Below are 11,869 nucleotides of genomic sequence, written 5' to 3' on the forward strand. Positions count from 1 at the left end.
CTATCTATATCAATAGGATTTCAGGGCTTTGGCAATAGTATTGACTAGACAGTCTAGTATATATTTTAAGGTAGAGGTTGATAATTTAGTATGCTACTATGTCTCAAACTGCGCCAACATCTCCAGACAATTTTCTTAATGTTCCTATACCACCATCTAAGCAGCGAAAGGGTAAAAAACCAATTCCTTTGTTGTTGGGGTTGTTAGTCGTGGGGGGTAGTCTTGGTTATGTCCTGTGGCAAAATCGCCCCCAGGGAGAAGTAGATGTACTCAAATTAAGTGGTAGAATCGAGGGCTACGAAACCGAAATCGGGATTAAACGTTCGGGAAGAATCGAGTCCATTGCCTTGAGAGAAGGGGCTTATGTCAAAAAAGGACAAGAATTAATTAAGTTAGACGACAGTAATGATCAACTGTTACAATAGCAATTACGAGGCACTGAAGCACGGATAACATCTGCACAATCCGATGAACAACAGGCGATTGCAGAGGTGGATAGGGTGCAAAGCGAAATTGAACAAATTAACAGTCAAATTAGGGAAGCAAAGCTGAATTTACAACAGTCCGAGGGGGATACCCAAGGACGAATTCAACAGGCAAAATCTAATGTAGCGGCGGCTAAGGCTCAATTATTACAAACTCAAGCTCAAGCTAAGCAAACAGAGGCAGAGGTAAAATTAGCGAGAATTAACAGCGATCATACAAACTTGAGTAATAGCTATATTGAAAAATTGTATGCCACCAATCAATTTATCCCTAAAGAATGGACAGGGGGAAACCCAGCGCGAGATGCTATTGACAGAGGTATTGCCAAAGTAGCGGTCATTATTCCTCCTCAATTTAGTCGAGATATTAAAGCTAAGAAACCTATTACATTACAAGTTTTAATTGATGCCACAGATGTTAATAATGCCCGTGTAATTAGAGGTACTATTCAAAGAGTTACCAATTTCTTTATGCAGCAAGAAGGACTTTTACCAGCTACTAAAAGAATTACCGCTAGAATCCGTTTGTGGTTTAATCCTGGTAGATTAGAATCTCTATATATTGTTCCCGGAGTATATGGTGTAATTCTATGGATTTTTCCATCTTTACTAACAGCGATCGCAATGGTTAGAGAAAAAGAAAAAGGGACTATTTTACAAGTTTATGCTTCTAGTATCAGTGCCACAGAATTATTATTAGGTAAAGGCATGGCTTATCTATTAATTGCCATAACTGAAGCATTAGTTGTGATAGGATTGGGGGGAATTATTTTTAAATTAAGCGTTGTTAATAACCCTATCACTTTATTACTGGGAACTTTAATATTTTTGATAGATAGTGTAATGTTCGGTTTACTTGTTGGAGTCCGTAGCAATAACCAAAATTCAGCGGTACAAATCATTTCTCTGGTGGGGTTTATTACCTCTTTATTATTATCTGGTTTTATTTATCCTCTCAGTAATATTCCTTTTCCCCTTTCACTTGTCACTAATGTAGTTCCTGCTCGTTATTATATTGATATTACTCGTGATGCTTTTCTGCGTGGTACAGGGTGGTCAGGAGTTTGGTTTGATTTTCTCATGTTAATCGTTTTAGGTTTGATATTTTTTAATGTCTCGCGTCGGATTTTAAGTAAGATGCAAATTAGAGAAATCCACAAAAAAGATGATCCTAGTGCTTACGCATTGACAAAGTTTTCTAAATATGTAATGTAGATTTTATCTCTTGTAGGGTGCGTCAGACCCAATAATTTAGTGAGGGACTTCCAAGAAATAAATTATCCTGATTAACCAACCACGGAGGCGCAGAGGACACAGAGGAATAAGGGTTTGAGAGATTTTTGCGTTAGGTGGTTTATCGGTTGTCAAGAGATTGCTTCCTTTCACTCGCAATGACAACTCATGCAGCACAGGTTTATTAGAGACTTCCAATCAAAAAAATATCCCAAAATTTCTTGTGGTGCGGGACGAATTGCCCGCTAATCATCAAGGACGGGCAAGGATGCCCATCCCACAAAATTGGATCATTTTTTTTGTGGAGTTCTCTTACACAATGTCATTGCGTAAGCGTTGCGTGGCGTTAGCCATATGGAACGAAGTGAAATGAAGCAATTCCAAGGGTTGTGATTGCTTCCCTTCGCTCGCAATGACTGTAAATATTTTTGTCCAATTACTTACCTATTACCTATTTTATGAAATTTATTCTTCAATTGTCAACAAGTAGAAGAAGGGAAGTTAGATGTAGGGGTGATAATTCCCCCTGATTTTCCCCGTAAATTAGCACAGAAAACCGCAGAAATTCAAGTTTTTATTGATGCGGTTAATGCTAATACAGCGGGTATTGCTGCTAACTACATGAATCAAATTGTCCAACAATATAATTTAAGTTTGGAACAAGGTACACAGAGTCCTCCCGTATCACCTCAAGTCGTATTTCTTTATAATCCTGGACTTACGAGTAGTTGGTTTTTTGTACCAGGAGTTATGGGTTTAGTTTTGACTTTAATTGGTACATTAGTTTCCGCTGTTACTGTTGTCCGAGAGAAAGATACAGGAACTTTGGAACAATTGTTAATGACTCCAGCCGCAAATTGGCAAATATTATTATCAAAAATTGTCCCTTTGGTTTTCTTGCTAATGGGGGATGTCATGTTAGCTTTAACCTTGGGAATTGTGGTATTTAATTTGCCATTTCGGGGGAGTTTTTTGCTATTTATTTCTTTATCAAGTATGTATGTATTTGTGGGAATTAGTTTAGGAATTATGTTAGCGACTGTTTGCCGTTCTCAACAACAAGTATTACTCACATCTTTCTTTATTAATTTACCAATGGTGCAGACATCTGGGGCAATTTCTCCGATTGAAGCTATGCCTCCTTTCTTTCAAGTTCTATCTTTACTAAATCCTTTGCGTCATTACATCACAATTGTGCGAGGTATTTTACTCAAAGGAGTTGGTTTAGATGTGCTGTGGATTCATGTTTTAGCATTGCTTGGTTTTGCTGTGGTGTTGTTGAGTATTAGTGTGAGTAAGTTTCGTAATCAGTTGAGTTAAGTAGATGGATTTGATATTTGAGATGGTGCATTACATTATAAATTATGCTATAATATGGTAAATATGTACTAAACAGCTACTCCTACCAAAAAATGTTTCCAGAAATGCAGCAAGAATGCCATTATATAAATGCTGTGTCGAATTAAGGTCTGGAGTCAGTTGATAGTCAGCGGAGGGATTGTATGAGTCAAACACTGGAAATGCCAACGCTATATGCTCGTTTGTCAAAAATGGGTTTTCCACCAACATTCATTCAAGAGAAAGCTTTACCTGAGTGGTGGAATAGTGATTTGGAAAAAAATCCTGTTGCTGTAATGGAAGCAGCAGGTTATATTTCCAAGCGTCTAGGGTTAGATATAGCATCAGTGTTTAATCCCAATGTTCCCATAGAATTTAAAAAGGTTAATAGTTCTAAGTTCAAAAAAAGGCAAACTACTGATGAGCAGAGCCTATTAGTTGCTCAAAGGTTAGCAACACGCATAGCTGAGATGACTGGATATGTTTCTAAATCGCCTTTTAAAGGAGTTGTCGCAGATGCTTCTGAAATTCGGAGAATTATTCTCAAAAATAATCCTTGGGTAGACCTTGATGGTCTTGTTAAATTTTGTTGGTCTTGTGGCATTCCAGTTATACATTTTTCTGATTTCCCTCCAAAAACTCCTAAAATGGATGGAATGGCTGCACATTTAAATGGTCGCCCAATAATTGTAATTAGTTCAGGTTGGAAATTTTCTGCTCGTTTAGTTTTTGTTATTGCCCATGAACTGGGACATATTGTTTTTGGTCATGTTCAAGATGGAGTGTTAATTGATGAAAATATACTAGAGGAGATTAAAGACCAAGAAGAGGAAGAAGCTAATAATTTTGCTGTGAAGCTGCTTTTTGGAGAAAATGAATATAGTTGGAGGCAAATGTCAAGTGCTGTAGATCTAGCACGCACTGCACGCAAACTTGGTAATCAAGATCAAGTAGACCCCGGCGTAGTAGCTTTAAACTATGCTTGGCAAAAATCAAATTGGCCTATTGGAATGGGTGCATTAAAAATTATTGAACCTAAAGCCAATGCTTCTGCAAAAATTAATAAATTTCTTTCTGATAATTTAGACTGGGAAGAATTGGACTCAGATAGCGAAGAATATCTTAGACTGGTAACAGGGTGTAATTTTGTCTAAGATAGGAGTGTATTCTTGTTAGTCTATTTAGTTGATAATGATGTCATTTTAGAACTGGCATCATACAATCTCTTTTGGGATATGATTACCAGTTTAAATACATCTCAGAAAGATATTAGAGTTCTACCTACAGCTTCAGATTTTTTTGGTGGCTCGTCTAGGTTAAGAAGAAAATATAAAGAGCAAAGTATTCAAAGTGCTAAATCCATAGCTGATAAATGCCAAAAAATTGATCAGGGATCAATTGATATTTCAGAATTACCATGCTTATCTGTAAGTAGGTGAGCGTTGAAAATTGTCGTTATGGCAAGGCAAGAGGCAAGAGGCAAGAGGCAAGAGTGAAGAGGGTTTGGGCGATTTTACATTTCTTTACACAGTTTGGTTTTATTGTGTTCACCTACTTAGAAGGAATTGACTCTGGAGAAGCTTTGCTTGTTGCTGCAACAAAAGAGGAAGCTAATTTTTACATATTAACTAGTGACAAAAGATTTTTAAAAGCTCTATCAAATTCTAATTTAGCTAATATTAAGCAACGGCTCTGTCAAAGGATAATTTGTTTAGAGCAATTGTTGATAAACTTGATTAGTAATGATAATGATTTTGATAAAATACGGCGCAGAATTATTTCATCTGATTTATGTAATCAAAATATTGCTGAAGTTTTTGCAGATGGTAAGCTGACAAAAAAAGAAACAGCCTTAGTAATTCTTGAAGACCGTGTAAAAGAGCTACGCTCTGTAACGGGAGATTTACTAATTGAAAGTTTACCCCCACCACCTATTGAGATCAAAACCCCAGATCCTTAATCGAAAAATCCTATTAACAGAATAGAGTCACTTGTTTATCTTCAGATAATATTCGAGGAGAAATAGTCGCCTCAATTTCTTCACCCTTTTTTTGTTCAGCTAGTCTAAGTTCATAATTCTTTTGTAAATTCATCCACAACTCAGCACCAGTCCCAAACCATTGTCCTAATCGTAATGCAGTATCAGCAGTAATTGCCCGTTGGCCATTAATTATTTCAGTAATCCGATTTGTGGGTACATGAAGAATTCGGGCTAACTCACTGGCGCTCATTTGCAATTCATCAAGTTCATCAGCAAGAATTTTACCAGGATGAATGGGTGGACGTGCCATATTTTTTCTCCTTTAAGAATAATAGTCTGTAATTTCGATGTTGAAAGGTTGAGATTCTTCCTCTGGCCAATTAAAACAAATTCGCCATTGCTTATTGATCCGAATGCTATACTGACCTTTGCGATTCCTACGGAGTGCTTACGCTATTAGACTTTACTTCTAGTCAATTCAATACTAATTTTGCCGCTAAAATCAGGAATAGGTGCAGCGGGTTTACTGAGAATAACTTGTACTTGATTAATCCCCTCCTGATCCTCTAAAATACCATCAGCGATCGCCCCAGCTAGTCTTTCTACCAATGCAAACTTTGAGGTTTTTAGCAAATTTTGCACTAAGCTAATTATCTGCCGATAATCTATAGTATCTTCAATATTATCTGTTTTAGCGGGTTTAGAAAGATCCAACCATAATTTAACATCTACCTCAAACCATTGTCCTAATGCTTGTTCTTCTGGTAAAAATCCGGTATAACCATAGCCACGAATTCCTGTTAAATGAATACAGTCCATAATCTCTAATCAATGCAACTTACTTTTAATAATCTTAATCTTCTTTGGTCTTATGTATTAACAGAAACCCTCAAACGCTTGGGTTTAAATTGCGCTGTCATCTGTCCTGGTTCTCGTTCTACACCATTAACGGTGGCTTTTGTGCAACAAATACCAGATATTGAAGCTATTCCCATTTTAGATGAACGTTCAGCGGCTTTTTTTGCGTTGGGACAAGCCAAGGCAACGGGAAAACCTGTAGTATTAGTTTGTACTTCTGGAACTGCGGGGGCAAATTTTTATCCAGCGGTAATTGAAGCTAGGGAAAGTCGCGTACCTTTGTTAATATTAACTACCGATAGACCAGCAGAATTACGGAATTGTCATTCTGGACAAACTATTGACCAAGTGAAATTATATGGTAATTATCCCAATTGGCAAGGGGAATTAGCTACACCTTCTCTAGATGTGGGAATGTTAGATTATCTCCGGCAAACGGTAATTCACGCTTGGGAACGTTGTCAATTTCCCAATTCTGGCGCAGTACATTTAAATATACCTTTTCGTGACCCTCTCGCGCCCATTCCTGATGGTACAGATTTTACCTTAGATGTGGAAGATTTCTTTGCGGGAATAGTTTCCACCCCATTACCAATTACCAATTATCAATTACCAATTACCAATTACCAAAAAGGCATTATTATCGCTGGTGTAGCCCAACCACAAGCCCCGGAGGAGTATTGTAGAGCGATCGCCAACCTTTGTCAAACTCTCCAATGGCCTGTTTTAGCTGAAGGACTTTCCCCCGTTAGAAATTACGCAGATTTAAATCCCTATTTAATTTCCACCTATGATATCATTCTCAGAAATCAAAACCTTGCCCAAGAATTAACTCCAGAAATAGTTATCCAAATTGGCGAAATGCCCACAAGTAAAGAATTACGTAATTGGTTAATCAGTGCTAAACCGCAACGTTTTGTCATTGATCATTGTGATCAAAATTTAGACCCTTTACATGGAAAAACCACCCATTTAAGAATTTCAGTTACAGAAATTGGTAAGTTGGAAATTGCAAATTTAGGAAAAAGTGAATATTTACAAAAATGGTCTACAGTAGAAAAGCAAATCAGGAAAAATATTGATGATGATTTGGAAAATGTAGATGAATTAATCGAGAGTAAAATTGCTTGGTTAATTTCCCAAATCTTGCCACCGGAAACACCCATATTCATTGCTAATAGTATGCCAGTGCGAGATGTGGAATTTTTCTGGAAACCCAATAATTTAAGAATTAAACCCTATTTTAATCGGGGTGCAAATGGCATTGATGGTACACTTTCCACTGCTTTAGGAATAGCACATCATCAGCAAAGTAGTGTGATGTTAACGGGAGATTTATCTTTATTGCATGACACCAATGGTTTCTTGATTAGCAATAAATTTATTGGACATCTAACAATTATCTTAATTAATAACAACGGTGGAGGAATTTTTGAAATGTTACCCATTGCTAAATTCAATCCGCCTTTTGAAGAGTTTTTTGCTACTCCTCAAAATATTGATTTCTCTCATTTATGCGCGACTTACAAGGTGCAACATCAGTTAATTAGTTCTTGGGAAGAATTGCAAGATAACTTAAAACAACTACCAAAAATGGGAATTAGAGTTTTGGAAGTCAAGACAAACAGGAAAAGAGATGTGATGTGGAGAAGAGAAAATTTAGTAAAATTTGGTAACTTGTAAGTAGTTCAAATATTCAGATCCCCGACTTCTCTAAGAAGTCGGGGATCTATGTTTAAGTCCCCTATCAAAACCGATTTCGATAAAATTTCCCCAAGTGCCACAGATAAAGATTAAACTAAAAAGTCTTGCAAAGCAAAACCTGTCAACCAAAATCAAGTAATTATGTCTAAGGTTCTTGTCTCCGACCCCATTGATCAAGTTGGTATTGATATTCTTTCCCAAGTAGCTACAGTTGATGTCAAAACCAGCCTCAAACCAGATGAACTCAAAGCCATCATTGGCGAGTATGACGCGCTGATGATCCGTTCTGGAACTCGCGTTACTCAAGAAATTATAGAAGCCGGTACAAAATTAAAAATTATTGGCCGTGCTGGCGTGGGTGTGGATAACGTTGATGTCCCCGCAGCTACCCGCAAAGGGATTATTGTTGTCAATTCCCCAGAAGGTAATACCATTGCCGCAGCCGAACACGCTTTAGCCATGATGTTGTCCTTATCTCGTCATATTCCTGATGCTAATGCTTCAGTAAAACGTGGTGAATGGGATCGTAAAAGTTATGTTGGTTCGGAAGTATACAAAAAAACCCTCGGCGTTGTCGGGTTAGGAAAAATTGGTTCTCATGTTGCCAGTGTCGCTAAGGCTATGGGGATGAAACTCCTCGCCTATGATCCATTTATCTCCACAGAAAGAGCCGAACAACTGGGTTGTCAACTGGTAGACTTAAATTTGCTATTCCAGCAAGCCGACTATATCACCTTACACATTCCCAAAACCACAGAAACTGCCAACTTAATCAACGCTAAAACTTTGGCGTTAATGAAACCCACTACCAGGATTATTAACTGCGCTCGTGGTGGCATTATTGATGAAGCGGCTTTAGCAGTGGCAATCAGAGATGGTGTAATTGCCGGGGCTGCATTAGATGTGTTCGATTCCGAACCATTAGGTGAATCGGAATTGCTACGCTTGGGTAAAGATGTTATTCTTACACCTCACCTCGGTGCTTCCACTGCTGAAGCCCAAGTTAACGTAGCCATAGATGTGGCTGAACAAATTCGGGATGTGTTATTAGGACTATCCGCCCGTTCCGCGGTGAATATTCCTGGACTTAGTCCTGATATCCTAGAAGAACTCAAGCCTTACATGGAATTAGCGGAAACCTTGGGGAACTTAGTTGGTCAACTCACCGGCGGTAGAGTTGAGACACTTAATGTTACACTGCAAGGAGAATTGGCAACTAATAAAAGTCAACCCTTGGTAATAGCTGCCCTGAAAGGACTTCTTTACCAAGCCCTGCGGGAACGGGTAAATTATGTCAACGCCACCATAGAAGCTAAAGAACGAGGAATTAGAGTTATTGAAACCAGGGACGCTTCGGCACGGGATTATGCTGGTTCGTTGCATCTTCAAGCCACAGGAACTCTAGGTACACATTCTGTTACAGGTGCTTTGTTGGGTGATAAGGAAATCCACTTAACGGATGTTGACGGTTTCCCCATTAACGTTCCCCCCAGCAAATATATGCTGTTTACTCGACACCGTGATATGCCCGGTATTATTGGTAAACTCGGTTCTCTACTGGGTAGCTTTAATGTCAATATTGCCAGTATGCAGGTAGGTCGGAAAATCGTTCGTGGTGACGCTGTTATGGCTCTCAGCATTGATGATCCTTTACCAGATGGCATTTTAGCAGAAATTAAAAAAGTGGAAGGTATTCGAGACGCTTATACAGTCACACTTTAACTGTGATTTTTGGGATTTATTTGATGAAGATGATTAAATAATTTGAGAATTAGAAAAATCATCTTTAACTATGATTTTTGTGATTTATTTGATTAGGATGATTAGAAGGATTATCTTAATTATCCTAGTCATAAAAATCATAGTTTGTTTTCCCCAATCACCAATCACCAATCACCAATCACCAATCACCAATCTAAAATTCTATGGCAAATACCTGGTGGGAATTAAATATTTTATCTGAACTAGATTTAGAAGAAACTATATTTTGGCGGTTAGAAAACTTTGGCTGTCGTGGTACAGCAGTAGAAATTAAGGGCAATGTCTCTTTTGTTAAGGCTTATTTACCCACCTTTAAAGTACAACTGCTAGATTTGGCTGCTTTATCGCTATGGCTGCGTCAAGATGCCCTGTGTGTAGGACTCACCGCACCCGTGCTGCATTGGGGCTTAATTGACGAAGAAGACTGGTCTAGTAGCTGGAAACAACATTGGCAACCTGAAGAAATAGGCGATCGCTTTCTCATTAACCCTGCTTGGTTACCTCTACCTGAATCCCTAGACCGATTGGTAATTCGTCTTGATCCAGGCGTAGCCTTTGGTACAGGTAATCATGCCACTACTCAACTATGTTTAGAATCCCTAGAAATGCGCTTCGGTGAAATTCCCCAATCCTTCCTAGACACAGAAGAACCAAGAAAACCTTTAATTATCGCCGATATTGGTTGTGGTTCAGGTATTCTAGGCGTTGGGGCAATATTATTAGGTGCGGGTAAAGTCTATGCCGTTGATAACGATCCTTTAGCCGTAAAATCTACCTTTAGTAATCGCACTCTGAATGAGATTCGTCCAGATTCTTTAATCCCTCTTGAGGGTAGTGTAGACATAGTCCGGAAAATCATTGATCAACCTGTAGACGGGATTGTTTGCAATATTTTAGCAGATGTAATCATCGAATTACTCCCAGAAATGACCGCCATTACCAAACCTAGCACTTGGGGTATATTCAGTGGTATTTTACTAGAACAATCTAAAGCCGTTGCTGATGCTTTAGAACAAAATGGTTGGATTGTAGCTACTCTCTGGAAAAGAAAAGAATGGTGTTGTTTAAATGCCCGTCGTTCTTAATTATAATTTATGGATTTTTTCCTATTGGATATCACCAAAAGTAATGGTAAGTAATTGGACAAAAATATTTACAGTCATTGCGATCGCAGGGAAGCAATCACAACCCTTGCGATTGCTTCATTTCACTTCCTTCAATATGGCTAACGCCACGCAACGCTTACGCAATGACATTGTGTAATTAATTCTGTCTCACTACTTAATTAAAATCAGCCGAGATTAACAAATATTGATAAAATCTAAATATCAATCCCTAATCAGCACTAATTTTCAATATGAACGACTCCATTGAAAACTACAATCCCAACAGCGTAGCCGAAAAAAATGGCAACTTCATGGGATTATCATTTAATTACGATTCAGCCAATTTAATTATCTTCCCCATACCTTGGGAAGTCACGGTTTCCTATCGTGCCGGAACGGCCAACGGACCACAGCAAATTTTAGATGCTTCACTGCAAATAGATTTATTTGATTTTGATCATCCTGATGGTTGGAAACAGGGAATATTTATGGTAGAAATCCCCCAGGAAATGATTGAAAAAAATAACTACTATCGTCAACAAGCAGCCATAATTATTGAACGTCAAGCCCAAGGTAAATCCCTAACAGACTCACCGGATTTAACTCCTATTCTAGAGGCAATTAACCAAGCTGGAGAACAGGTAAATCATTGGTTATTTACCCAATCACAAGCAGCACTAAATCAAGGTAAACGAGTTGCGGTCATTGGTGGTGATCACAGTTCACCATTAGGCTACTTTCAAGCTTTAGCTAATCAATATGATGACTGGGGAATTTTACATATTGATGCCCATGCAGACCTACGTAATGCCTATGAGGAATTTGAATTTTCTCATGCGTCTATTATGTTTAATGCGATGAAAATACCGCAGATTTCTAAATTGGTGCAAGTAGGTGTACGAGATATTTGTCATGATGAAGTACAAATAATTAATCAATCAAATAATCGCATTATTGGTTATTATGATTCAGCAATTAAACAACAACTATATTCTGGTAAGACTTGGTTGGATTTATGTCGAGAAATTATCAATCATTTACCAGAAAAAGTTTATATTAGCTTCGACATTGATGGTTTAGACCCTAAACTTTGCCCCAACACAGGTACTCCTGTCCCTGGTGGACTGGAATTAGAACAAGTTTATTGTCTATTCCGCGAACTGGTAAATAGTGGTAGAAAAATTATTGGTTTTGATGTTTGTGAGGTTGGTGATGCTGAATGGGATGGTAATGTCGGGGCGCGAACAGTTTATAAGTTAGCAAATTTATTAGATTTATCTCAGAAATAGGGAACAGGGAACAGGGGACAGGGGAAAGGTGACAGGTGACAGGTGACAGGTGACAGGTGACAGGTGACAGGGGACAGGGGACAGGGGACAGAAGTAATTTTCCAATTACCAATT

The 11,869-nt window shown here is 38.3% G+C and carries 11 protein-coding genes and 1 pseudogene; 10 read left to right on the forward strand and 2 right to left on the reverse strand.

Going from position 1 to position 11,869, the window contains the following annotated elements:
* Positions 1-98: 98 nt before the first annotated feature.
* From FJR37_RS16485 to FJR37_RS16510, 6 genes and pseudogenes are all read left to right on the forward strand, one after another.
* Positions 99-425, forward strand: coding sequence for a biotin/lipoyl-binding protein (locus FJR37_RS16485; RefSeq protein ID WP_168466555.1), 327 nt, complete (start codon positions 99-101; stop codon positions 423-425).
* A gap of 75 nt (positions 426-500) precedes the next feature.
* Positions 501-1,700, forward strand: a complete 1,200-nt coding sequence (locus FJR37_RS16490; RefSeq protein ID WP_174763438.1) for an ABC transporter permease — start codon at positions 501-503, stop codon at positions 1,698-1,700.
* A 510-nt stretch (positions 1,701-2,210) separates the two neighbouring features.
* A pseudogene (locus FJR37_RS16495) lies at positions 2,211-3,038 on the forward strand (ABC transporter permease); the annotation flags it as partial.
* Between the two features lie 182 nt (positions 3,039-3,220).
* Positions 3,221-4,210, forward strand: coding sequence for an ImmA/IrrE family metallo-endopeptidase (locus FJR37_RS16500; RefSeq protein ID WP_168466556.1), 990 nt, complete (start codon positions 3,221-3,223; stop codon positions 4,208-4,210).
* Positions 4,211-4,225: 15 nt separating this feature from the next.
* The gene (locus tag FJR37_RS16505; RefSeq protein ID WP_168466557.1) at positions 4,226-4,495 is read left to right on the forward strand and encodes a hypothetical protein; all 270 of its coding nucleotides are present in this window, start codon (positions 4,226-4,228) and stop codon (positions 4,493-4,495) included.
* Between the two features lie 104 nt (positions 4,496-4,599).
* A complete protein-coding gene (locus FJR37_RS16510; protein WP_168466558.1) occupies positions 4,600-5,016 on the forward strand; it encodes a hypothetical protein in 417 nt (138 codons plus the stop codon).
* Between the two features lie 13 nt (positions 5,017-5,029).
* Here FJR37_RS16510 and FJR37_RS16515 read toward each other — a convergent pair whose 3' ends face one another.
* Together FJR37_RS16515 and folB are read right to left on the reverse strand one after the other, a co-directional pair.
* A complete protein-coding gene (locus FJR37_RS16515; RefSeq protein WP_039201295.1) occupies positions 5,030-5,347 on the reverse strand; it encodes a HigA family addiction module antitoxin in 318 nt (105 codons plus the stop codon).
* Positions 5,348-5,493: 146 nt separating this feature from the next.
* Positions 5,494-5,856, reverse strand: a complete 363-nt coding sequence (folB, locus tag FJR37_RS16525; protein ID WP_039201296.1) for a dihydroneopterin aldolase — start codon at positions 5,854-5,856, stop codon at positions 5,494-5,496.
* 12 nt (positions 5,857-5,868) lie between these two features.
* On the opposite strand from folB, the gene menD reads away from it, so the two are divergent.
* The 4 genes from menD to FJR37_RS16545 all read left to right on the forward strand — a co-directional run bounded on the left by menD (position 5,869) and on the right by FJR37_RS16545 (position 11,755).
* Positions 5,869-7,578, forward strand: a complete 1,710-nt coding sequence (menD, locus tag FJR37_RS16530; protein WP_039201297.1) for a 2-succinyl-5-enolpyruvyl-6-hydroxy-3-cyclohexene-1-carboxylic-acid synthase — start codon at positions 5,869-5,871, stop codon at positions 7,576-7,578.
* A 162-nt stretch (positions 7,579-7,740) separates the two neighbouring features.
* Entirely contained in the window at positions 7,741-9,321 is a 1,581-nt protein-coding gene (serA, locus tag FJR37_RS16535) for a phosphoglycerate dehydrogenase (protein ID WP_039201298.1), read from the forward strand.
* 203 nt (positions 9,322-9,524) lie between these two features.
* Complete coding sequence (gene prmA / locus FJR37_RS16540) at positions 9,525-10,445, forward strand: 50S ribosomal protein L11 methyltransferase (RefSeq protein WP_168466559.1); 921 nt, start codon at positions 9,525-9,527, stop codon at positions 10,443-10,445.
* A gap of 272 nt (positions 10,446-10,717) precedes the next feature.
* On the forward strand, positions 10,718-11,755 hold the full coding sequence (locus FJR37_RS16545; RefSeq protein ID WP_168466560.1) for an agmatinase family protein: 1,038 nt from the start codon (positions 10,718-10,720) through the stop codon (positions 11,753-11,755).
* The last annotated feature ends 114 nt before the right edge of the window (positions 11,756-11,869 follow it).

The sequence above is a fragment of the Aphanizomenon sp. UHCC 0183 genome (genome assembly GCF_009712065.1).
Classification (GTDB): Bacteria; Cyanobacteriota; Cyanobacteriia; order Cyanobacteriales; family Nostocaceae; genus Dolichospermum; species Dolichospermum heterosporum.